This is a genomic window from Streptomyces sp. NPDC039430, assembly GCF_055639435.1.
Map to the genome: position 1 here is coordinate 94,510 of NZ_JBVKAK010000002.1, position 20,958 is coordinate 115,467.

General features: G+C 72.0%; 23 protein-coding genes. 18 read left to right on the plus strand and 5 right to left on the minus strand.

The annotated features are described in order from the left end of the window. Nucleotides 1-30 precede the first annotated feature (30 nt). The 3 genes from rplM to glmM all read left to right on the plus strand — a co-directional run bounded on the left by rplM (nt 31) and on the right by glmM (nt 2,637). On the plus strand, nt 31-474 hold the full coding sequence (rplM, locus tag ACZ7LS_RS05415) for a 50S ribosomal protein L13 (RefSeq protein ID WP_129770846.1): 444 nt from the start codon (nt 31-33) through the stop codon (nt 472-474). A gap of 42 nt (nt 475-516) precedes the next feature. Next, the gene (gene rpsI / locus ACZ7LS_RS05420) at nt 517-1,044 is read left to right on the plus strand and encodes a 30S ribosomal protein S9 (protein WP_030351459.1); all 528 of its coding nucleotides are present in this window, start codon (nt 517-519) and stop codon (nt 1,042-1,044) included. Between the two features lie 225 nt (nt 1,045-1,269). Beyond that, nucleotides 1,270-2,637: a phosphoglucosamine mutase gene (glmM, locus tag ACZ7LS_RS05425; protein ID WP_385131777.1), complete on the plus strand. Its 1,368-nt coding sequence runs from the start codon at nt 1,270-1,272 to the stop codon at nt 2,635-2,637. 129 nt (nt 2,638-2,766) lie between these two features. Here the strand turns inward: glmM and ACZ7LS_RS05430 are convergent, their stop codons facing one another. Continuing rightward, nucleotides 2,767-3,726 carry a DUF389 domain-containing protein gene (locus ACZ7LS_RS05430; protein ID WP_382520426.1) on the minus strand — a complete coding sequence of 320 codons (960 nt, stop codon included), beginning with the start codon at nt 3,724-3,726 and terminating at the stop codon, nt 2,767-2,769. 28 nt (nt 3,727-3,754) lie between these two features. Further along, the gene (gene coaA / locus ACZ7LS_RS05435; protein ID WP_382520428.1) at nt 3,755-4,750 is read right to left on the minus strand and encodes a type I pantothenate kinase; all 996 of its coding nucleotides are present in this window, start codon (nt 4,748-4,750) and stop codon (nt 3,755-3,757) included. A gap of 192 nt (nt 4,751-4,942) precedes the next feature. Here coaA and glmS point away from each other — a divergent pair, with 192 nt between their 5' ends. From glmS to ACZ7LS_RS05470, 7 genes are all read left to right on the plus strand, one after another. After that, nucleotides 4,943-6,790 (plus strand): glutamine--fructose-6-phosphate transaminase (isomerizing), encoded by a 1,848-nt coding sequence (gene glmS, locus ACZ7LS_RS05440; protein WP_382520430.1) that lies wholly within the window; start codon nt 4,943-4,945, stop codon nt 6,788-6,790. 86 nt (nt 6,791-6,876) lie between these two features. Next, nucleotides 6,877-7,245, plus strand: coding sequence for a holo-ACP synthase (locus ACZ7LS_RS05445; RefSeq protein ID WP_382520432.1), 369 nt, complete (start codon nt 6,877-6,879; stop codon nt 7,243-7,245). 96 nt (nt 7,246-7,341) lie between these two features. Beyond that, entirely contained in the window at nt 7,342-8,808 is a 1,467-nt protein-coding gene (locus ACZ7LS_RS05450) for an NAD(P)H-hydrate dehydratase (protein ID WP_385131781.1), read from the plus strand. A 191-nt stretch (nt 8,809-8,999) separates the two neighbouring features. Further along, nucleotides 9,000-10,163, plus strand: coding sequence for an alanine racemase (gene alr, locus ACZ7LS_RS05455; RefSeq protein ID WP_382520435.1), 1,164 nt, complete (start codon nt 9,000-9,002; stop codon nt 10,161-10,163). A gap of 224 nt (nt 10,164-10,387) precedes the next feature. Further along, nucleotides 10,388-11,644 carry an alpha/beta fold hydrolase gene (locus ACZ7LS_RS05460; protein ID WP_382520437.1) on the plus strand — a complete coding sequence of 419 codons (1,257 nt, stop codon included), beginning with the start codon at nt 10,388-10,390 and terminating at the stop codon, nt 11,642-11,644. Next, on the plus strand, nt 11,616-12,257 hold the full coding sequence (gene tsaE, locus ACZ7LS_RS05465) for a tRNA (adenosine(37)-N6)-threonylcarbamoyltransferase complex ATPase subunit type 1 TsaE (RefSeq protein WP_382520438.1): 642 nt from the start codon (nt 11,616-11,618) through the stop codon (nt 12,255-12,257). The genes ACZ7LS_RS05460 and tsaE overlap by 29 nt, the downstream gene beginning before the upstream one ends. A gap of 257 nt (nt 12,258-12,514) precedes the next feature. Beyond that, nucleotides 12,515-12,745 carry a hypothetical protein gene (locus ACZ7LS_RS05470; RefSeq protein WP_382520440.1) on the plus strand — a complete coding sequence of 77 codons (231 nt, stop codon included), beginning with the start codon at nt 12,515-12,517 and terminating at the stop codon, nt 12,743-12,745. Between the two features lie 88 nt (nt 12,746-12,833). Here the strand turns inward: ACZ7LS_RS05470 and ACZ7LS_RS05475 are convergent, their stop codons facing one another. After that, nucleotides 12,834-13,391, minus strand: coding sequence for a L,D-transpeptidase (locus ACZ7LS_RS05475; protein WP_382520442.1), 558 nt, complete (start codon nt 13,389-13,391; stop codon nt 12,834-12,836). Between the two features lie 103 nt (nt 13,392-13,494). Here ACZ7LS_RS05475 and tsaB point away from each other — a divergent pair, with 103 nt between their 5' ends. From tsaB to ACZ7LS_RS05495, 4 genes are all read left to right on the plus strand, one after another. Next, nucleotides 13,495-14,148, plus strand: coding sequence for a tRNA (adenosine(37)-N6)-threonylcarbamoyltransferase complex dimerization subunit type 1 TsaB (gene tsaB / locus ACZ7LS_RS05480; RefSeq protein ID WP_382668372.1), 654 nt, complete (start codon nt 13,495-13,497; stop codon nt 14,146-14,148). A gap of 119 nt (nt 14,149-14,267) precedes the next feature. Beyond that, nucleotides 14,268-14,747, plus strand: a complete 480-nt coding sequence (gene rimI, locus ACZ7LS_RS05485) for a ribosomal protein S18-alanine N-acetyltransferase (protein WP_382520717.1) — start codon at nt 14,268-14,270, stop codon at nt 14,745-14,747. Next, nucleotides 14,740-15,849: a tRNA (adenosine(37)-N6)-threonylcarbamoyltransferase complex transferase subunit TsaD gene (gene tsaD, locus ACZ7LS_RS05490; protein WP_382520445.1), complete on the plus strand. Its 1,110-nt coding sequence runs from the start codon at nt 14,740-14,742 to the stop codon at nt 15,847-15,849. Before rimI ends, tsaD begins: the two co-directional genes overlap by 8 nt. Continuing rightward, nucleotides 15,846-16,109, plus strand: a complete 264-nt coding sequence (locus ACZ7LS_RS05495) for a hypothetical protein (protein WP_385131787.1) — start codon at nt 15,846-15,848, stop codon at nt 16,107-16,109. Before tsaD ends, ACZ7LS_RS05495 begins: the two co-directional genes overlap by 4 nt. Before the next feature lie 13 nt (nt 16,110-16,122). Here ACZ7LS_RS05495 and ACZ7LS_RS05500 read toward each other — a convergent pair whose 3' ends face one another. After that, nucleotides 16,123-16,629 (minus strand): potassium channel family protein, encoded by a 507-nt coding sequence (locus ACZ7LS_RS05500; RefSeq protein WP_385131789.1) that lies wholly within the window; start codon nt 16,627-16,629, stop codon nt 16,123-16,125. Between the two features lie 33 nt (nt 16,630-16,662). Further along, the gene (locus ACZ7LS_RS05505; RefSeq protein WP_385131792.1) at nt 16,663-17,559 is read right to left on the minus strand and encodes a helix-turn-helix transcriptional regulator; all 897 of its coding nucleotides are present in this window, start codon (nt 17,557-17,559) and stop codon (nt 16,663-16,665) included. Between the two features lie 242 nt (nt 17,560-17,801). Between ACZ7LS_RS05505 and ACZ7LS_RS05510 the strand changes: the two genes are divergently transcribed. The 4 genes from ACZ7LS_RS05510 (at nt 17,802) to ACZ7LS_RS05525 (ending at nt 20,945) form a co-directional block, all read left to right on the plus strand. Beyond that, on the plus strand, nt 17,802-18,815 hold the full coding sequence (locus ACZ7LS_RS05510; RefSeq protein WP_382520453.1) for an aldo/keto reductase: 1,014 nt from the start codon (nt 17,802-17,804) through the stop codon (nt 18,813-18,815). A gap of 122 nt (nt 18,816-18,937) precedes the next feature. Continuing rightward, complete coding sequence (locus tag ACZ7LS_RS05515) at nt 18,938-19,699, plus strand: SDR family NAD(P)-dependent oxidoreductase (RefSeq protein WP_385131795.1); 762 nt, start codon at nt 18,938-18,940, stop codon at nt 19,697-19,699. Nucleotides 19,700-19,845: 146 nt separating this feature from the next. Continuing rightward, a complete protein-coding gene (locus tag ACZ7LS_RS05520; protein ID WP_382520457.1) occupies nt 19,846-20,508 on the plus strand; it encodes a hypothetical protein in 663 nt (220 codons plus the stop codon). A 71-nt stretch (nt 20,509-20,579) separates the two neighbouring features. Further along, the gene (locus ACZ7LS_RS05525; RefSeq protein ID WP_382520458.1) at nt 20,580-20,945 is read left to right on the plus strand and encodes a hypothetical protein; all 366 of its coding nucleotides are present in this window, start codon (nt 20,580-20,582) and stop codon (nt 20,943-20,945) included. Nucleotides 20,946-20,958 lie beyond the last annotated feature (13 nt).

Sequence of the window (20,958 nt, forward strand, 5' to 3'; positions counted from 1 at the left end):
CCATCACTGAAGAAGCGAAGGCATACGACCGTGCGTACGTACAGCCCCAAGCCCGGCGATGTGACGCGCCAGTGGCACATCATCGACGCGCAGGACATCGTCCTGGGCCGTCTGGCGACCACCGCCGCCAACCTTCTGCGCGGTAAGCACAAGCCGATCTACGCGCCCCACGTCGACACCGGTGACTTCGTCATCATCATCAACGCCGACAAGGTGCACCTGTCCGGCAACAAGCGGACCCAGAAGCTGGCGTACCGCCACTCCGGTTACCCGGGTGGTCTGCGTTCCGTCCGCTATGACGAGCTGCTCGCCAAGAACCCCGAGAAGGCCGTCGAGAAGGCCATCAAGGGCATGATTCCCAAGAACACCCTGGGCCGTCAGATGCTCTCGAAGCTGAAGATCTACTCGGGTGACCAGCACCCGCACGCTGCGCAGCAGCCGGTCCCGTTCGAGATCACCCAGGTCGCGCAGTAGTTCCGGCCACCCCCTAAGACGAAAAGAAATCTGAGGAGCATCGTGGCCGAGACCACTGCAGAGACCCCCGTCGAAGCGCCTGAGGCGGAAGAGACGTACGCCGAGGTGACGACCTTCGAGTCGGAGACCCCGGTCGAGGGTGAGTACACCTCCGAGTCGCTGGCGTCCCGCTTCGGCGACCCGCAGCCGGCGGCCGGCCTGGGCCGTCGCAAGAACGCCATCGCCCGCGTCCGGATCGTCCCGGGCACCGGCAAGTGGAAGATCAACGGTCGCACCCTTGAGGAGTACTTCCCCAACAAGGTGCACCAGCAGGCTGTCAACGAGCCCTTCAAGGTGCTTGAGCTCGACAACCGCTACGACGTCATCGCCCGTATCTCGGGTGGCGGCGTCTCCGGCCAGGCCGGCGCCCTGCGCCTCGGTGTGGCCCGCTCGCTGAACGAGGCGGACGTGGACAACAACCGCGCCCCGCTGAAGAAGGCCGGCTTCCTGAGCCGCGACGACCGCGCCGTCGAGCGCAAGAAGGCCGGTCTGAAGAAGGCCCGCAAGGCGCCGCAGTACAGCAAGCGCTAAACGCTCGCTTGCCGGTACCGGCATTACGGCCTCTCCGGCCGGCCTGTACGGCATTCGAACGCCCCGGCGGCACTCCGTGCTGCCGGGGCGTTCGTTTTATTGGTTACTCGGGCGTATAAAAGCATCAGGCGCTCAAAACTTTGCATGGTTTTGCGTTTTTCGAAATCTTTTCGCTCGGGGCGATGCCGGCGATTGCCGGCTCCGGGTGTTCTCGGAGGGAGAGCTGTGGGACGACTCTTCGGCACAGACGGCGTGCGCGGTGTCGCCAACGCCGATCTGACGGCTGAGCTGGCGCTCGGCCTTTCGGTCGCGGCGGCGCATGTGCTCGCCGAGGTGGGGACCTTCGAGGGGCATCGGCCCACGGCGGTGGTGGGACGTGATCCTCGCGCGTCCGGTGAATTCCTGGAGGCCGCCGTCGTGGCGGGACTCGCGAGCGCGGGCGTGGACGTCCTGCGGGTCGGTGTGCTGCCCACCCCCGCGGTGGCGTATCTGACCGGGGTGCTCGGCGCCGATCTGGGCGTGATGCTCTCGGCGAGCCACAACGCCATGCCCGACAACGGCATCAAGTTCTTCGCGCGCGGCGGGCACAAACTCGCCGACGAGCTGGAGGACCGTATCGAGGCCGCCTACTACGAGCACACCGTGCACCGCACCGGCGCCCCCTGGGAGCGGCCGACGGGTGGCGGAGTCGGCCGGGTCCGCTCGTACGACGAAGGTTTCGATCAGTACGTGGCCCATCTGATCGCGGTGCTGCCGAACCGGCTCGACGGGCTGAAGGTCGTCCTGGACGAGGCGCACGGCGCGGCGGCCCGGGTGTCGCCGGAGGCGTTCACCCGCGCCGGCGCCGAGGTCATCACGATCGGCGCGGAGCCGGACGGGCTGAACATCAACGACGGATGCGGCTCCACGCATCTGGACCAGCTCAAGGCCGCGGTCGTCGAGCACGGCGCGGACTTCGGCATCGCTCACGACGGCGACGCGGACCGCTGCCTGGCCGTGGACGGCGCGGGTGAAGAGGTCGACGGCGACCAGATCCTCGCCGTGCTGGCCCTCGCGATGCGCGAGGCGGGCACGCTGCGCGGCGACGCCGTGGTCGGGACGGTCATGTCCAACCTCGGGTTCAAGATCGCGATGGAGCGCGAGGGCATCCATCTCGTCGAGACCGCGGTCGGTGACCGCTACGTACTGGAGTCGATGAAGGAGCACGGCTACGCCCTCGGCGGCGAGCAGTCGGGCCATGTCATCGTCCTCGACCACGCCACGACCGGCGACGGCACCCTCACCGGCCTCATGCTCGCGGCCCGGGTCGCCGCGACGGGCCGTACGCTGGCCGACCTCGCGGGTGTCATGCGACGGCTGCCGCAGGTGCTCGTCAACGTGCCCGACGTCGACAAGGCGCGCGTGACGACCTCCGCCGAACTGGCGGCGGCGGTCGCCGAGGCCGAACACGAACTGGGCTCCACGGGCCGCGTCCTGCTGCGCCCCTCGGGCACGGAGCCGCTGGTACGGGTGATGGTCGAGGCGGCGGACATCGACCAGGCGCGGTCGGTGGCGAGCCGGCTGGCGGACGCGGTGAAGTCGGCGCTCGGCTGAAGGCGTTGAGCCGATCCGGTGATGTGCTCCGGCGGCCCGGACCCACGGCGGGTGCGGGCCGCCGCCCGGTTCCGGGCCGCCCCGGTCCAGGGCCGGTCAGGGGCCGGCGCGGGCCAGGGGCCAGGGCGGTCAGGGCCCTACGCGGGGGGTGCCCGTACGCCGTAGGCGTCCCCGCTGCGTCGCCCACAGCGCCTTCTGGGTGAACAGCGTGAGCGTACCGGCGGCCACGATGCCCGCCAGGTTCAGCAGGAGCTGGCCGCTGGAGCCCCATACCTGCGTGAAGTCGCCGTAGCCGAGGGCGACCGCCGCGTTGGCCGCCGCCGGGACCGTCGTCACCGAGATGGCCACCCCCACCAGCGCGCCCGACTTCGCCGAGGTCAGCGAGAGCATCCCGGCCACGCCCGCGAGCGCCGCGACCACCAGCGAGAACAGGTCCGGGTTCCAGATGAACGAGGTGTTCGGCCGGTCCGCGTGCAGCATGGACTGCGAGAAGAGCCCGAAAGCGTCCATCACCAGACTGAAGACGGTCGTCAGCCCCATCGCCACCGCGAACCCGGCGATCAGTGCGACCAGCGAACGCCACGCCAGCAGCGGGGCGCGCTGCACCAGCGCCGTACAGATCCCGGCCAGCGGCCCGAACTCCGGACCCACCGCCATCGCGCCCACGATCAGGATCGCGTTGTCCAGCACCACACCGCAGGCCGCGATCATCGTCGCGAGGGCGAGGAACGCCAGATAGGTGAGGGAGAGCGAGGACTCCTCGTGGGTCACGTCCTCCAGCTGCTCCCACAGCACGGCGTCGGCGCCCTCGCCCGGCGCCTCCTCCTCCGCCTCGTCCGCCCGCTTCGACAGCGACAGATCGATGTTCTCCACCGAGATCGAACCGGACTTGTCGAGCCCGAGGGCGCGCAGGTCCACGAGCAGTTCGTCACACGCCTCGCGTGCCACATCGCACATGACCAGATCGCCCCGCGGATCGCGGGAGGCCCCCGGCACGACGACGAGATGCGCGGTGCCGACGGTGCGCTCCACGGCCCGTACGACCTCGTCGGTACGGCCGTCCGGCACGAGCAGACGCAGATGCAGCACGCTGACAGCCCCTCAGCTCTTCGGATCCTCAGAGTTTGCGCAGCGACAGCCGCTGGACCTTGTGGTCGGGGCCCTTGCGCAGGACCAGTGTGGCGCGGCTGCGCGTCGGCGCCACATTCTCCAGGAGATTGGGCTTGTTGATGGTCCGCCACATCGTCCTGGCGTAGTCGAGCGACTCCTCCTCGGAGACCTGCGTGTACTTCCTGAAGTACGAGGCGGGGTCCTGGAAGGCCGTCTCGCGCAGCTTGCGGAAGCGGTGGAGGTACCAGGTCTCGATGTCCTCGGCGCGGGCGTCGACATACACGCTGAAGTCGAAGTAGTCGGCGAGACCGACCCTGGTCCTGCCGTCCTTGCCCGGCAGTGCGGGCTGGAGGACGTTGATGCCCTCGACGATGAGGATGTCGGGCCGCCGTACGGTGAGCAGTTCGCCGGGCACGATGTCGTAGATCAGATGCGAGTAGACCGGGGCCGTGACCTCGTCCTTGCCGGCCTTGATGTCCGCGACGAACCGGGTCAGCGCCCGGCGGTCATACGACTCGGGGAACCCCTTGCGGGACATCAGCCCGCGGGACTGGAGCTCCTTCATCGGGAGCAGGAAGCCGTCGGTGGTGACGCGTTCGACCCGCGGGTGCTCGGGCCAGCGCGCGAGCAGTGCCTGCAACAGCCGGGCCACGGTGGACTTCCCGACGGCGACACTGCCCGCCACGCCTATGACAAACGGCGTACCGCGCTGGGCGCCGTGCCCGTTGCCCGCGTCCCCGAGGAAGGTGTTCAGCGCGCCGCGCAGCCCCGCCGTGGCCTGGACATAGAGGTTGAGGAGCCGGGAGAGCGGCAGATAGACGTCCCGTACCTCGTCGAGATCGATGACGTCGCCGAGCCCGCGCAGCCGCTCGACCTCCCCGGCGGACAGGGGCAGCGGCGTCTTGTCGCGCAGCGCGCTCCACTCGGCCCGGCTGAGGTCGACGTAGGGGGTCGGCCCGTGCTCGGCCCGTCGTTGGGCGCTTTGTGGCGGCGAAGTGATCACCCCGCCATTGTCGGGGGTGCGGGGCGCCCGTGGATGGTGTGCTCGGTCACGTGGCCGGAGGGGAGGACGAGGCGCGTCCGCCCGCGCCCAGTCCGGTCCGTGAAGAGGCCGATCCTGCGCCTTGCGATGTACGGCACCAGACGCCGCGGGCTGGTCCACGAAGATCGACCGGACAGGACCTAGGCTGCCGACATGTGCGGAATTGTGGGTTACGTCGGCGGACAGTCGGCGCTCGATGTGGTCATCGCGGGCCTCAAGCGGCTGGAGTACCGGGGGTACGACTCCGCCGGGGTCGCGGTACTCGCCGACGGCGGGCTGGCCGCGGCGAAGAAGGCGGGCAAGCTCGTCAATCTGGAGAAGACGCTGGTGGAACGGCCGTTGCCGAGCGGCGCCACCGGTATCGGGCATACCCGGTGGGCCACGCACGGCGGCCCGACCGACGTCAACGCCCACCCTCATCTGGACAACGCCGGACGCGTCGCCGTCGTGCACAACGGCATCATCGAGAACTTCGCCGCGCTCCGCGCCGAGCTGGCCGGGCGCGGCCATGACCTGGAGTCGGAGACCGACACCGAGGCCGTGGCGCATCTGCTCGCCGAGGCGTTCTCGTCGTGCGGCGATCTCGCGGAGTCGATGCGGCAGGTGTGCCGGCGGCTTGAGGGCGCCTTCACGCTCGTCGCCGTACACGCGGACGAACCGGACGTGGTGGTCGGCGCGCGCCGTAACTCCCCGCTGGTGGTGGGCGTCGGGGACGGCGAGTCGTTCCTCGCCTCGGACGTCGCCGCGTTCATCGCCCATACGCGCTCCGCCATCGAACTCGGCCAGGACCAGGTCGTCGAACTGCGCCGCGACGGCGTGGTGGTGACGGACTTCGACGGCGCGCCGGCCGAGGTCCGCTCGTATCACGTGGACTGGGACGCGTCCGCCGCCGAGAAGGGCGGCTACGACTACTTCATGCTGAAGGAGATCGCCGAGCAGCCCAAGGCGGTCGCGGACACCCTCCTCGGACGGATCGACGCCGAGGGCTCGCTGACGCTCGATGAGGTACGTATCCCGGCGGCCGTGCTGCGCGAGGCGGACAAGGTCGTCATCGTGGCGTGCGGGACGGCCTTCCACGCCGGGCTGATCGCGAAGTACGCCATCGAGCACTGGACGCGGATGCCCTGCGAGGTGGAGCTGGCCAGTGAGTTCCGCTACCGGGACCCGATCCTGGACCGGCGCACGCTGGTGATCGCGATCTCGCAGTCCGGCGAGACCATGGACACGCTGATGGCGCTGCGGCACGCCCGGGAGCAGGGCGCGCGGGTGCTGGCCATCTGCAATACGAACGGTTCGACCATCCCGAGGGAGTCGGACGCGGTCCTCTACACGCACGCGGGCCCCGAGGTCGCCGTCGCGTCGACCAAGGCGTTCCTGACCCAGCTCGTGGCCTGCTATCTGGTCGCGCTGTATCTGGGGCAGCGGCGCGGTACGAAGTGGGGCGACGAGATCAGGGCCGTCATCCGGGACCTGTCGCGGATCTCCCGCGAGGTGGAGCGGGTCCTGGAGACGATGGAGCCGGTACGGGCCCTGGCGCGCTCGCTCAAGGACAAGCGGACGGTGCTGTTCCTGGGCCGGCACGTGGGCTATCCGGTGGCCCTGGAGGGCGCGCTCAAGCTCAAGGAACTGGCGTACATGCACGCCGAGGGCTTCGCGGCCGGTGAGCTGAAGCACGGCCCCATCGCGCTGATCGAGGAGGATCTGCCGGTGGTGGTGGTCGTACCCTCGCCGCGCGGCCGCTCGGTGCTGCACGACAAGATCGTGTCGAACATCCAGGAGATCCGGGCCAGGGGCGCGCGCACGATCGTGATCGCGGAGGAGGGGGATGACGCGGTGGTGCCGTACGCGGATCATCTGATCCGTGTCCCGGTGACACCGACGCTGCTTCAGCCGCTGGTCGCGACCGTGCCGTTGCAGGTGTTCGCGTGCGAGCTGGCGACGGCGCGCGGCAATGAGGTGGACCAGCCGAGGAACCTGGCGAAGTCCGTGACCGTGGAGTGAAGTGAGCGGTGAGCGGTGAGCGGTGAAGTCGGGGCGTGGGGTGGTGGGTACGGCGAACAGCCGGACGACCGGACAAGGAGGATGAGTTGATCATCGGGGTGGGGATCGACGTCGCGGAGATCGACCGGTTCGCGGAGTCCCTGCGGCGGACGCCGCAACTGGCCGGCCGGCTCTTCTCGGACGAGGAGCTGCTGCTGCCGAGCGGTGAGCGGCGTGGAGTGGCCTCCCTGGCGGCGCGGTTCGCCGCCAAGGAGGCCGTGGCCAAGGCGCTGGGCGCGCCGGTCGGGCTGCGCTGGACGGACGCCGAGGTGTGCGTGGAGGACAGCGGGCAACCGCGGCTGCGGGTACGGGGGACGGTCGCGGCGCGCGCCGCGGAGCTGGGCGTACGGAGCTGGCACGTCTCGCTCAGCCACGATGCGGGGGTGGCGTCGGCCGTGGTGATCGCGGAGGGTTGAGGGTAGCGGAGGGTCGAGGCAGGCGAGGCAGGCGGGCGCACGCCGGCGGGCAACGGCGGGCGGGCGACAGCGGGCGAGGGTGGAAGGGCTGGTCGAATGCGTACTGCGTACAGCGTGGAGACGGTACGGAACGCCGAACGCGAGCTGATGGCACGGCTCCCGGACGGCGCGCTCATGCAGCGCGCCGCCGCGGGTCTCGCCGCCGCCTGCGCGGGCCTGCTGCGGGATCTGCTGGGGCGGGTGTACGGGGCGCGGGTCGTCCTGCTCGCCGGCAGCGGGGACAACGGCGGTGACGCGCTCTACGCCGGGGCCCGGCTGGCCCGCCGGGGCGCCGTGGTCACCGTCGTACGGCTGGTCCCCGGCCGGACCCACGAGGGCGGGCTGACGGCGCTGCTCGGCGCGGGCGGACGCGTCGCCGACGACCCCTTCGACGTACTGGCCGCCGCCGATCTCGTGCTGGACGGCATCACCGGCATCGGCGGACACGGCGGGCTGCGCACCGACGCCGTACCGGTGGCACGGGCGGCCCGCGGCTCCGGCGCGGTGATCGTCGCCGTCGATCTGCCGAGCGGGGTCGAGGCGGACAGCGGGGAGGTGACGGGGGAGGCGCTGCGCGCGGATGTGACGGTGACGTTCGGTACGTACAAGCCGGGCCTGTTGATCGACCCGGCCAGGGAACACGCGGGCGCGGTACGGCTCGTGGACATCGGCCTCGCGCCGCACCTGCCGTCCGTGCCCGAGCTGGAGGCGCTCCAGCACGAGGACGTGGCGCGGCTGCTGCCGGTGCCGACGGGCGAGAGCGACAAGTACCGGCGCGGTGTGATCGGTGTCGTGGCCGGATCCGCGCGGTATCCGGGCGCGGCGGTGCTCGCGGTGGCGGGCGCGCTGCGGGGCGGCGCGGGCGCGGTCCGCTATGTGGGCCCCCGCGGCGACGCGGTGATCGCGCGCTTCCCGGAGACGCTGGTGCACGAGGGGCCGCCGTCGAAGGCGGGCCGGGTCCAGGCGTGGGCGGTCGGCCCGGGGCTCGGGGACGCCTTGGGCGACGGATCGGGCCCCGAGGCCGCCGTCGCGGACGTCCTGGCCTCGGACGTCCCGGTGCTGGTGGACGCGGACGGGCTGCGGCTGCTGGACGCGGAGACGGTACGGCGGCGTACGGCCCCGACCCTTCTCACGCCGCACGCGGGCGAGGCGGCGGCGCTGCTCGGGGTGGCCAGAGCGGAGGTGGAGTCGGGCCGGCTGACGGCGGTACGGGAGCTGGCGGCGCGGTACGGCGCGACGGTGCTGCTGAAGGGCTCGACGACGCTGGTCGCCGACCCGGACCCGGCCGTCCCCGTCCGGGTCAATCCGACGGGCACGTCCTGGCTGGCCACGGCGGGCAGCGGGGACGTCCTCACGGGCCTGTCGGGCTCCCTGCTCGCCACCGGCCTGCCGGCCCGTGACGCGGCGTCGGTGGCGGCCTATCTCCATGGCCTCTCGGCCCGGCTGGCATCGAGGAACGCGCCGGTGGCGGCGGACGACGTGGCGGCGAGCCTCCCGGAGGCGTGGCGGAACGTCGTCGGCTGAGCGTCCCTGCGCCGGGCGGTTGCCGTGCCGGGCGGTCGTTCGTCCCGGCCGGTCGCGGTGCTGAGCGGTTGCCGCGCCGGGCGGTGGTGCCGTGCTGAGCGGCGACGCGCCGGGCCGTGGCGCCGTGGTGCCATGGCGAGCGGCGGGGCGACGGCCCCGGCCCCGGACATCGCTCTGAGAGACTGGGCACGATGACCGAAAACACACACACTTCGGCCGGCGTCCGCGCGCGGGCCGAAGTCGATCTCGCCGCCCTGCGGGGCAATGTGCGCGCGCTGCGCTCCCGCGTGGGACCCGGCGTCGCGCTGATGGCCGTCGTGAAGTCCGACGGCTACGGGCACGGCATGGTGCCCACCGCGCGGGCCGCCCTCGACGCGGGCGCCACCTGGCTGGGTACGGCCACCCCGCACGAAGCGCTCGCCCTGCGCGCGGCGGGCGTCGAGAGCCGGATCATGTGCTGGCTCTGGACACCGGGCGACCCATGGCGGGCGGGCATCGAGGCCGATCTCGACATGTCCGTCAGCGCGCTGTGGGCCCTGCGCGAGGTGACCGCGGCCGCCCGCGAGGCGGCGCGCCCCGCCCGTATCCAGCTCAAGGCGGACACCGGCCTCGGCCGGAACGGCTGCCAGCCCGCCGACTGGCCGGAACTCGTCGCCGCCGCGCTCGACGCCCAGGCCGCCGGTCTGGTCCGGATCACCGGACTCTGGTCCCACTTCGCGTGCGCCGACGAGCCGGGCCATCCCTCCATCGCCGCGCAGCTCGACGCGTTCCACGAGATGGTCGCGTACGCCGAGAAGGAAGGCGCCGAACCCGAGGTCAGGCACATCGCCAACTCGGCGGCCACGCTCACGCTCCCCGAGGCGTCCTTCGATCTCGTACGGGCCGGCATCGCCCTGTACGGCATCTCGCCGAGCCCCGAGGTCGGCACCTCCCAGGACTTCGGCCTGCGGCCCGCGATGACGCTCTCCGCCTCCGTCGCCCTGGTCAAGAGGGTGCCGGAGGGCCACGGCGTCAGCTACGGCCACCGCTACGTCACGTCCCGGGAGACGACCCTCGGGCTCGTACCCCTCGGTTACGCCGACGGCATCCCGCGCCACGCCTCCGGCCGCGGGCCCGTCCTCGTCGGCGGGGTGCGGCGGCGGGTGGCCGGGCGGGTCGCGATGGACCAGTTCGTCGTCGACCTCGGCGGCGACACCCCCGAGCCGGGCGCGACCGCCATCCTGTTCGGCCCCGGCGACCGCGGCGAGCCCTCCGCGGAGGACTGGGCCGAGGCGGCGGACACCATCGCCTACGAGATCGTCACCCGCATCGGTTCGCGCGTCCCTCGCGTCTATCTCAACGAGCGGTCCGGATGACAGCCCGGACTCGACGAGCGGTCCGTATGGCCGCCCGTATGACAGCCCGTATGACGATCCACGGAGCGGCCCGCGTGACGGCCCGCGTGACGGCCGGAACCAGTGGCCTGAATGGCCGCGTTGCCCGAATGAGTATGTTGAAGGGGCAACGGCCCGTGTGACCGCGGCCGGGTGGAGCTCAGTACGACGGGGAAGAATCCGGCGGGAACGACGAGGAGCGCACGGTGGGCGAGAGCAGCGCGGCGGGTGACACGGCGGCCAGGGCGGCCGCCTCGGTGGCGTCGGTCACGGGCAACTGGCGCAAGGCCGGCGTCGCCGGAGCCGCGATAGGCGTGATCGCCGCAGGTGCGGCGGCCGGGGTCGCGATCGAGAGAATGACCGTCGGCCGCGGGATGCGCAGAAGGGCCCGGCTCGCGCTCGACGCGTCGGGACCGTACGGCGCGCTCCGCGGCACCCCGGGCAAGGCGCTCGCCGACGACGGAACGGAGCTGTACTACGAGATCGACGAGGTCGATCCGGAGACAGCGTCCGGCGCGGATCCGGCGGCCGCCCCGCGCCGCCGCAGGCTCTTCGGCCGGAGGACCCCCGCGCCGGTCACGGTCGTTTTCAGCCATGGTTACTGCCTCAACCAGGACTCCTGGCACTTCCAGCGTGCCGCCCTGCAGGGACTCGTCCGTACCGTCCACTGGGACCAGCGCAGCCACGGCCGCTCCGCGCGCGGCGCCGCCCAGCAGGGCCCCGACGCGGTCCCGGTCACCATCGACCAGCTCGGCCGCGATCTGAAGACCGTCATCGACGCGGCGGCGCCCGAGGGGCCACTGGTGCTGGTGGGTCACTCCATGGGCGGAATGACGATCATGGCCCTCGCCGACCAGTATCCGGAGCTGGTGCGGGAGCGGGTCGTCGGCGTCGCCTTCATCGGTACGTCCAGCGGCAGGCTCGGCGAGGTCAACTACGGTCTGCCGGTCGCGGGCGTGAACGCCGTACGGCGCGTCCTGCCCGGCGTGCTCAAGGCACTCGGCTCTCAGGCGGAGCTGGTCGAGCGCGGCCGGCGGGCCACGGCGGATCTCTTCGCGGGCCTGATCAAGCGGTACTCGTTCAGCTCGAAGGACGTGGACCCGGCGGTCATACGGTTCGCCGAGCGGCTCATCGAGTCGACCCCGATCGATGTGGTCGCGGAGTTCTACCCGGCCTTCACCGATCACGACAAGGTGCAGGCGCTCTCGGTCTTCCTGGATGTCCCGGCGCTGGTCCTGGCCGGGGAGAGCGATCTGGTGACCCCCAGCACGCACAGCGAGGCCATCGGCGATCTGCTGCCGGACGCGGAGCTGGTACTCGTACCCGACGCCGGGCATCTGGTGATCCTGGAGCATCCGGAGGCCGTCACGGACCGGCTCGCCGACCTGCTGGCACGGGTGGGCGCGATGCCGGCAGCGGCTAACGTTGGTACGCATGGAAGCACCGCACAGCCCGGCGGCTGACGCCGCACCCGGCGCCCGTCCCGCAGGCTCTCCCGTCGGCTCTCCCGCCGACCGTTCCGCCGTCCGCCTCACCGTCGAGAGCCCGGAGCGGATGCGCGAGCTGGGCCGCGGTCTCGCGGCCCTCCTGCGCCCCGGCGATCTGGTGATGCTGACCGGCGAACTCGGCGCGGGCAAGACCACCCTCACGCGCGGCCTCGGCGAGGGCCTCGGTGTCCGCGGCGCCGTCACCTCCCCCACGTTCGTGATCGCCCGGATCCATCCGTCCCTGGTCGGCGGCCCCGCGCTGGTCCATGTCGACGCGTACCGGCTTGGCGGGGGCCTCGACGAGATGGAGGATCTCGACCTGGATGTCTCGCTGCCGGACTCCGTGGTGGTCGTGGAGTGGGGCGACGGCAAGGTCGAGGAACTGTCGGACGACCGGCTCCATGTGGTGATCCACCGGACCGTGGGCGGGGACACGCACGCGCGTCCGGACGGGCGTCCGGACGCGGATACGAACATGGACGCGGAAGCTGAGCCGGGGGCCGACGGCGCTGACGAACGGCGCACGGTCACGCTGACCGGCTTCGGCAGCCGCTGGTCGGACGCGGATCTGGCCACGCTGGCCCGCTGAGCCGCCCGCCACCCCGCTGAGCCGCCCGCCACCCCGCTGAGCCGCCCGCCACCCCGCTGAGCCGCCCCCGCCCCGCCGCGCGCCGCCCGCTCGCGCACCGAATCGCCCCGCCACCCCACCGATTCGGCCAGCCGTTCCGTACATTCCGACAAGACGTCGGCAAAATGTTGCGCGTGCCGTGCCGTACGTGGTGACATGGTACGGAGAAGTGGTTAGGTCTACCTAACTAGCCTGCCCCCGAACACCAGGAGGCATCCATGCCGGCGCCAGCACCTGCCCCGCGTCCGCGCTCCACTTCGTATCTGGCGCGATCGCTCTCGCCGTCGTCCGTTTCCATGAAGGATCTGCTGGCGTCCTGCGCGTCGGCGGCCGCGGTGTCCACGCCGCCGTGCGCGCCGTCGGCCAAGGACGCCGAGGCCGGGGATCTGGAGTCGCTGCGCGAGCGGGAACAGAGACGCGACGCCGCACGGGAGCGCGACGCCGCGTAAGAGCGTGAGAGCGTGAGAGCGTACGAGGTCGGAGCGGCCGGGGAGCCCCGGGGGCGAGCGTCCCGGACTACGGGACGAGCGTCCCGGACTACGGGACGACCACGACCTTGGAACCGACCGTAGCGAACGTCCACATCGCGTTTCCGTCCGCCACCTTCATCCTGACCCCGCCCGTCTTCAGCGTCGGGTCGGGGCTGGACAGCGTGCCGTCCACCGCCGCGCTGAAGCCGATCGCGACATCGCCGACGAGCGCGAACCGCACGACATGTTCGATTCGTACCCCGTCCGAGCCCGTGACCGATCCCGACCGCGAGGTCACCTGGTACGAGCCGGGTTCGGGACTGACGGTGCTCGGCATGACCGGGAAGGTCCGCGTCACCCGCTCCTTCGCCTCCACCAGCCACACGCGCCGGTCGGCCAGCGCGTAGACGACCCGTACGCCCTCGCCCGACTCCGCGGGCAGGGCGTTCGGATTCCTGGGCTTCTGCGCGGGGGACCCGGCTGCGCCGGAGGGGGCGGTCCTGGGTGTCTTGGGCTTGGCGAGGGTGTCGGGGACATGCGCCGACGCCTGGTAGGCGAGGAAACCGACCACGGCGATGGCAGCCGCGGTGAGCCCGGCCACGATTCCCGAGCTGCTCCTGGACACCTTGATCCACCTCTCGTACGTATGACTCCGTGGTGACGTTAGCAGCAGGCGGCTGACGGGACGGGGCGCCGTGCCTTGGGGCCGGGAGCCGTAGGCTGTTTGCGTGCTTCTGCTCGCCGTTGATACCGCCACGCCCGCCGTCACCGTCGCCCTCCACGACGGCGCCTCCGTCCTGTCCGAGGAGAGTCAGGTCGACGCGCGCCGCCATGGGGAACTGCTGCTGCCCGCCGTCGACCGGGTCCTCGCCGGGGCCGGGCTCAAACTGGACGCGGTCACGGACGTGATCGTCGGCGTCGGCCCCGGACCGTACACAGGGCTGCGCGTCGGCCTGGTCACGGCGCTGACCCTCGGCTCGGCGCTCGGGGTGCCGGTGCGGGGGCTGTGCACGCTGGACGGGCTCGCGTACGCCTCCGGCGCCGAGGGCCCCTTCGTCGTCGCGACGGACGCGCGGCGCAAGGAGGTCTACTGGGCGCGCTACGCGGACGCCCGTACCCGGCTGACCGAACCGGCCGTCGACCGGCCCGCCGATATCGCGGAGGCGGTCGCGGGGCTGCCCGCCGTCGGCGCGGGGGCGCTGCTCTACCCCGGCACCTTCCCGGACGCCCGCGGCCCCGAGCACCAGTCCGCGGCGGCGCTCGCCTCGCTGGCGGCGGAGAGACTGGCCTCCGGCGGGGAGTTCCTGCCGGCGTTGCCGCTCTATCTGCGCAGGCCGGACGCGCAGGTGCCCAAGAACTACAAGGTGGTCACACCGAAGTGACGGACGCGACGGATGCGGCTGACGGGACTGCGGCTGACGTGCACGCGGCTGCTGCTGCGAACGCTGCTGGTGCGGCCGGTGCGGCAGGGGCCGCGGCTCCCGTCGTCGCCCTGCGCGAGATGCGCTGGTGGGACATCGAGCCGGTGCTCGCGCTCGAACGCGAACTCTTCCCCGAGGACGCCTGGTCCCCGGGCATGTTCTGGTCGGAACTGGCCCACGCGCGCGGCCCCCGGGCCACCCGCCGCTATGTGGTGGCCGAGGCAACGGACCCCGGAAGCGCCCGGATCGTCGGCTACGCGGGACTCGCCGCCGCCGGCGGACTCGGCGACGTACAGACCATCGCCGCCGCCCGCGACCAGTGGGGCACCGGCCTCGGCTCCCGGCTGCTCACCGATCTGCTCCAGCACGCCACCGCCTTCGAGTGCGAGGAGGTGCTGCTCGAAGTGCGGGTGGACAACGTCCGCGCGCAGCGGCTGTACGAGCGGTTCGGCTTCGAGCCGATCGGGTTCCGGCGCGGCTACTACCAGCCGGGCAATGTCGACGCGCTCGTCATGCGCCACCACGTGAAGACCCATCAAGGAACTGAGACCCATGGCTGACGAACCCCTCGTCCTCGGTATCGAGACCTCCTGCGACGAGACCGGCGTCGGGATCGTGCGGGGGACGACCCTGCTCGCCGACGCCATCGCGTCGAGCGTCGACGAGCACGCGCGCTACGGCGGTGTGGTGCCGGAGGTCGCCTCCCGCGCGCATCTGGAGGCGATGGTGCCGACGATCGAGCGCGCGCTGAAGGAGGCGGGGGTCTCCGCGCGCGATCTGGACGGGATCGCCGTGACCGCGGGCCCCGGTCTCGCGGGCGCGCTGCTGGTCGGTGTCTCGGCGGCGAAGACGTACGCGTACGCGCTGGGCAAGCCGCTGTACGGGGTGAACCACCTGGCCTCCCACATCTGCGTCGACCAGCTGGAACACGGCCGGCTGCCCGAGCCCACCATGGCGCTGCTGGTCAGCGGCGGCCACTCGTCGCTGCTGCTCGCGCCGGACATCACGGCCGATGTGCGGCCGATGGGCGCGACGATCGACGACGCGGCGGGCGAGGCGTTCGACAAGATCGCGCGGGTGCTCCAGCTGGGGTTCCCCGGCGGTCCGGTGATCGACCGGCTGGCGAGGGAGGGCGACCCGTCCGCGATCGCGTTCCCGCGCGGTCTGACCGGGCCGCGCGACGCGCCGTACGACTTCTCCTTCTCGGGCCTGAAGACCTCGGTGGCCCGCTGGATCGAGGCGAAGCGGAACGCGGGCGAGGAGGTGCCCGTACGGGATGTGGCGGCCTCGTTCCAGGAGGCGGTGGTCGACGTACTGACCCGGAAGGCCGTCCGTGCCTGCAAGGACGAGGGCGTCGACCATCTGATGATCGGCGGCGGCGTCGCGGCCAACTCCCGGCTGCGCGCGCTCGCGCAGGAGCGCTGTGAGCGGGCGGGTATCCGGCTGCGGGTGCCGCGCCCGGGGCTGTGCACGGACAACGGCGCGATGGTGGCGGCGCTGGGCGCGGAGATGGTGGCGCGCAACCGGCCGGCGTCGGACTGGGAGCTGTCGGCGGACTCGTCGCTGCCGGTGACGGAACCGCATGTGCCGGGGGAGACGCACGACCACCAGCACGATCACGACCATGTGCATGAAGTGGCGAAGGACAACCTGTACTCATGACGGTCGCGCTGATGTGGGAGGCGAAAGCGGCACCGGGCCGGGGCGCGGAGCTGCTGGAGTGGGCGCGGTCGCGGTCGCGGGAACTGCCGGACGCCCCCCTCCGCCGCGAACTCCTGCGCGCCCCCCAGGACCGCGTCCTGGCCATCATCTGGTGGGACGCCCCCTACGACGCGGATCTCCCGGAACTCCCGTCCCCGCCCCCGGAGCTCCTCGCCCGCCCGCCCCACCGCTGGCGCTTCGAGTCGGTCGCGGCGGATTAGCGCGATCAGCGGATCAGTGGTCCTGCGGGGGCGCGGGGCCGTCGCGGTCCATGAGCAGGCGCTCCAGACGGTCGAAGCGTTCGTGGAGCGCGCGTGTCTCCTCCGAGACGCCCGCCCTCCCCTCGCGCTCCGCGTGTTCGACGGCCAGCGCCAGCTGACGCGCGTGCCGGGCGGCCCCGCCGACGAACCAGGTGGCGACGGACGCCGTCACGATGCTGAACACGGAGATCCCGGCGAGCATCACCACACTGGCGATGACGCGCCCCGGCGCGGTGACGGGATACAGATCCCCGTACCCCACGGTGGTCGCCGTCTCGATCGACCACCACAGAGCGAGGGGGAAGGACGTGATGGTCGCGTGCGGCGCCGACACCTCGAACGGGACGATGATCCAGGAGCCGGCCAGCAGGATCACGACGACGGCCAGCGTGGCCCAGGCAGCCGCTCGCACATGCAGCCGCTGCCAGCGCTCACTGCCCAGCAGCCGTCTCAGGAGGTACGCGAGGGACAGCGGTGACATGGGCGGACCTCGTTCGGCTCGATCGCCCCGAAACTACCCGGCCGTGCCCCGCCCGGACCGTCTGACACTCGCGGAAGCGCTCACGGTAACCGGAGGCGCGCTCAGCGAGCCGAGCAGCCGCAGCGACTCGGCCGAGGCCGAACCCGGCTCGGGGCTGAGGAGGTTGAGCAGTTGGTCGGGCTCGTCGGGGAAGGCCAGCGTCTCGCAGTGGAGGACCAGGTCACCGACCGCGGGATGCCGTACGTGCTTCGTCCTGTGCGTGGCGTACCGGACGTTGTAATCGGCCCACCAGCGCCGGAAGTCCGCGTCCCGGACGGACAACTCGCCGATCAGCGCGGCCAGTCGGGGATCGTGCGGGAAGAGACCGCTGTAACGGCGCAGATTGGCGACGCAGTCCTCCGCCATCTCCGCCCACTCCGCGTACCGCTCGCGCGCGGTGGGGTCGAGGAAGACATAGCGGGCGAAGTTGCGCTCACCGGCGGGCAGCGCGTCGAAATCGGTGAGCACCGCGTGCGCCAGCTGGTTGGAGGCGAGGACGTCCATCCGGTGACCGATCAGGAACATCGGTACGTGGTCGAGGCTCGCCAGCAGGGCGGCCAGTCCCGGCCTGATCCGCTGCGCGGCGGGTGATCCGCGGCGGGAGTGGCCCCGGGGCGGCCGGGCCAGCTCGATGAGATGGTCGCGCTCGATGGCGTTCAGCCGCAGGGCGCGCGCGACGGCGTCCAGGACGCTGTCGGAGATGTTGAGATGACGGCCCTGCTCCAGGCGTCCGTAGTAGTCGGCGCTGACGCCCGCCAGATACGCCACTTCCTCGCGCCGCAGTCCGGGCACCCGGCGCGGGCCCGGATGCGGTTGTACGCCGGCCTGCTCCGGGGTGATCCGGGCGCGCCTGGTGCGGAGGAAATCCCGCAGTTCCGCGTTGCGCTCCATTCGAACGACTGTAGCCGTACGAGGGGAGCGTACGGGCGGGCGAAGGTGGGTCTGTCAGACCTGGTCGGGGAGTGCCCGGGGCCTGCCGTGTCCCGGTCCGGGCAGGGTGCGGCCGAGGTGGTGCGGGAGGCGACGCGCGGTGGTTGTGTGGAGGGAGCGGCGGCCGGCACCGTCCGGCCCTCCCGCCCGGCCCCCTGCCCCACCCCTCTTCGATCCCTCCCCGATCCCCAAGGAATACGACGATGACGCGTGTCCCCACCACCACACTCGGCGACGGGCTCGCGGTCAGCGTGCTCGGCTACGGAGCGATGGGCCTGTCCGACGTCTACGGCCCCGCCGAGGAGTCGGAGTCCCTGGCCACCCTGCACCACGCGCTCGACCGTGGCGTGACGTTCATCGACACGGCCGATGTGTACGGCGCGGGACAGAACGAGCGCCTCGTCGGACGGCTCCTCGCCGAGCGGCGCGCGGAAGTGACCGTGGCCAGCAAGTTCGGCATCGTCCTCGGCGAGTCCGGCATGGGCACGGAGGGGATGACGACGCGCGGGGACGCCGCGTACGTACGGGCCTGCGCGGACGCGACGCTGGAGCGGCTGGGCGTCGACACCATCGACCTGTACTACCTGCACCGCCGCGACGTCTCCGTCCCCGTCGAGGAGACGGTGGGAGCCATGGCGGAGCTGGTCGAGCAGGGCAAGGTCCGGCATCTGGGACTGTCCGAGGTGACCGCCGACGAGCTGCGGCGGGCACACGCCACACATCCGATCGCGGCCGTGCAGAGCGAGTGGTCGCTCTGGAGCCGCGATGTGGAGCGTGCGGTGGTGCCGGCGGCGGCCGGGCTGGGCGTGGGGTTCGTGCCGTACGCGCCGCTGGGACGCGGATTCCTCACCGGCACGCTCACGGACCGGGCCGCGCTGGCCGGTGACTGGCGCGCGGGGCTGGCCCGCTTCTCGGGGGACGCCTTCGACCGCAACCAGGCCGTCGTCCGCGCGGTCCAGGGCCTCGCGGCCGAGCTGGGCGCCACCCCCGCGCAGGTGGCGCTGGCCTGGCTCCGTGCGCAGGGGCAGCGGTTCGGACTGCCGGTGGTCCCGATCCCGGGTACGCGGCGGGCCGCCCGGGTCGATGAGAACATCGGGTCGCTGGACGTCGTTCTCGACGTGGAGCAGCTGGGGCTGCTGAGCGGCCTGGCCGCGGGTGTGGTGGGGCGCCGTTCGGACAACGACGACCCGAACTGGGTCTCGGACACCCGCGAATGACGTCGACAGGCGCGACGGTCGCGCCAGGAGTGACAGGCGCGACTGATGCGACAGGCGCGACTGATGCGACAGACGCACGGACCACAAACGGACTCAGCGGGAAAGAGAGAGTGGAACAGACGATGAGCGGACGCTTGGACGGAACGGTCGCGCTGGTCACCGGCGCGAGCAGCGGTATCGGTGAGGCGACGGCTCTGTCCCTGGCCGCCGGGGGCGCGTCGGTCGCCGTCGTGGCCCGCCGCAAGGACCGGCTCGACGATCTCGTGGCACGTATCCGGGACGCGGGCGGCGCCGCGCACGCGTTCGGCGCGGACATCACCGAGGCGGGCGAGGGCGAGGCGGTCGTCACCCGGGTCGTGGAGGAACTGGGCCGGCTGGACACCGTCGTGAACAACGCGGGCGTGATGCTGCTCGGGCCCGCGCTGGACACCCCGCTCACGGAGTGGCAGCGGATGGTCGACCTCAATCTGTCGGCGCTGCTCCGGGTGACGCACACCGCGCTGCCGCACCTGGTGTCGGCCGCGGCCGACGGGCCGCGCGGGGTCGCCGACCTGGTGAACATCAGCTCCGTCGCGGGACGGGTGGCCACCGCCGGAGCGGCGGTCTACAACCTGACGAAGTTCGGGGTGGCGGCGGTCAGCGAGGCGCTGCGCCAGGAGCTGGCGGGCAAGCACGTACGGGTGAGCGCGGTGGAGCCGGGCGCGGTGGTCACGGAGCTGACCCACCACATCAGGGACGGGGTCCGCGACACCATCGAGGCCTGGTACGGCGGGATGGAGAGCCTGCGGCCGGAGGACATCGCGGAGGCGATCGAGTACATCGTGACCCGGCCGCGCCGGGTGGCGGTCAACGAGATGCTGATCAGGCCGACGGAACAGGTCTGACCGGACAGCCCGCGCGGGGCGGCCGCGCGCGGGCTGTCCGGCCTCGCCGGGCCTCGCGTCCCGCGCCGGGCCTCGCGTCCCGCGCCGGGTACCGCGCGCCGGGCCCCGCTCCGGCGGCGCCGCTCCGCACCGCTAACCTCTGGCGAATGATCAGCCGCGCTCCGCTGCCGCCGCCCCCGCCGTCCGAGGAGCCGGGCCCGTGGCCCGATCACGCCGCGCTGCTCGCCGAGCGGACCCAGGCCATGGTGGAGCTGAGCAGACGCGGTCTCTCCCTCGGACGCCTGGTGACGCTCTGGCTGACAGGGGCGCTCGCCGTGGTCGGCTGGGCGGCCGTCGGGACGGCGATCCAGAGCTTCGAGGGCGGCGGTCTCGGCCTGATGACCGGGGTGGTCTCGCTGGGCCTCGCGGCGGTCCTCCTGGTCGTGGCGGCGGTCGTGGTCGGCTTCTGGCTGAGCCGGGGCCGTCTCATACGGGAGCGGCTGGCCGCCTGGGCGGAGTTCGCCCCGGAACGTGTGACGGACATACGTCTGGGCGCGCACCGGCGGTCCGTGATGTGGCTGCTGCCCTCGGTGCTGCTGTGCCTGGTGGGGATGTGGGTGACGGGCCGGGCCCTGATCGAGGCCATGAGCGGGGGCGCGACCGGGCGCGAGTCGGTCGCGCTGGGGGAGACGGCGTACGCGCTGGGGCTCGGCGGGACCCTCCTGGTGACCGGTCTGCTCGGACTGGTCCCGTCCGTCCGGCATCAGTGCTGGTCAGAGTGGTTTACGGGGCCGGAGCTGATCCGTGGCGGCGGAGGCGCGCATCGCTGAGGCCGCTCTTACCGTGTCCGTCCTATCCTGAGGAGGGAACGCATGCGCCATTCAGGGTTAAGGGGCGGCGGATGGAATGGGTTTGGTGGATTTTCGTCTTCTTCATCGTGGGCGGCTTCGGCTGGATGGCCGACACGGGCCGTACAGCGCTGCGGACCCGGCACGAACGAAGAATTGAGCGTCTCAAGCTCCAGGAGCACGAACGGCTGGCCATCGAGCAGGCCAACAAGCCCCCGGAGCCCGTCTGCGGCTGCTCGCACCATCTGGCGAAGCACGACCGGCGGGGCAAGTGCCACGAGGACGTGGAGGTGCCGATGGAGTGGGACGAGAACAAGAAGCCCCTGCGGTACGAGCGCCGGCAGTGCAACTGCCAGCAGTACATCGGCCCGCAGCCGCTGTCACAGATCTACGCGGACGAGCTGACCGACCTGAACTGACGGGCCTGAACCG

What these genes read in the sequence shown, in the direction of transcription:
- rimI (WP_382520717.1), top strand. Translation starts at nt 14,268, where the DNA reads ATGCGCTGGTGGGACATCGAGCCGGTGCTCGCGCTCGAACGCGAACTC.
- tsaE (WP_382520438.1), top strand. Translation starts at nt 11,616, where the DNA reads ATGGAAGCACCGCACAGCCCGGCGGCTGACGCCGCACCCGGCGCCCGT.
- ACZ7LS_RS05450 (WP_385131781.1), top strand. Translation starts at nt 7,342, where the DNA reads ATGCGTACTGCGTACAGCGTGGAGACGGTACGGAACGCCGAACGCGAG.
- ACZ7LS_RS05505 (WP_385131792.1), bottom strand. Translation starts at nt 17,559, where the DNA reads ATGGAGCGCAACGCGGAACTGCGGGATTTCCTCCGCACCAGGCGCGCC.
- ACZ7LS_RS05515 (WP_385131795.1), top strand. Translation starts at nt 18,938, where the DNA reads ATGAGCGGACGCTTGGACGGAACGGTCGCGCTGGTCACCGGCGCGAGC.
- glmS (WP_382520430.1), top strand. Translation starts at nt 4,943, where the DNA reads ATGTGCGGAATTGTGGGTTACGTCGGCGGACAGTCGGCGCTCGATGTG.
- tsaD (WP_382520445.1), top strand. Translation starts at nt 14,740, where the DNA reads ATGGCTGACGAACCCCTCGTCCTCGGTATCGAGACCTCCTGCGACGAG.
- ACZ7LS_RS05495 (WP_385131787.1), top strand. Translation starts at nt 15,846, where the DNA reads ATGACGGTCGCGCTGATGTGGGAGGCGAAAGCGGCACCGGGCCGGGGC.
- ACZ7LS_RS05520 (WP_382520457.1), top strand. Translation starts at nt 19,846, where the DNA reads ATGATCAGCCGCGCTCCGCTGCCGCCGCCCCCGCCGTCCGAGGAGCCG.
- alr (WP_382520435.1), top strand. Translation starts at nt 9,000, where the DNA reads ATGACCGAAAACACACACACTTCGGCCGGCGTCCGCGCGCGGGCCGAA.
- ACZ7LS_RS05470 (WP_382520440.1), top strand. Translation starts at nt 12,515, where the DNA reads ATGCCGGCGCCAGCACCTGCCCCGCGTCCGCGCTCCACTTCGTATCTG.
- ACZ7LS_RS05510 (WP_382520453.1), top strand. Translation starts at nt 17,802, where the DNA reads ATGACGCGTGTCCCCACCACCACACTCGGCGACGGGCTCGCGGTCAGC.
- ACZ7LS_RS05525 (WP_382520458.1), top strand. Translation starts at nt 20,580, where the DNA reads ATGGAATGGGTTTGGTGGATTTTCGTCTTCTTCATCGTGGGCGGCTTC.
- ACZ7LS_RS05500 (WP_385131789.1), bottom strand. Translation starts at nt 16,629, where the DNA reads ATGTCACCGCTGTCCCTCGCGTACCTCCTGAGACGGCTGCTGGGCAGT.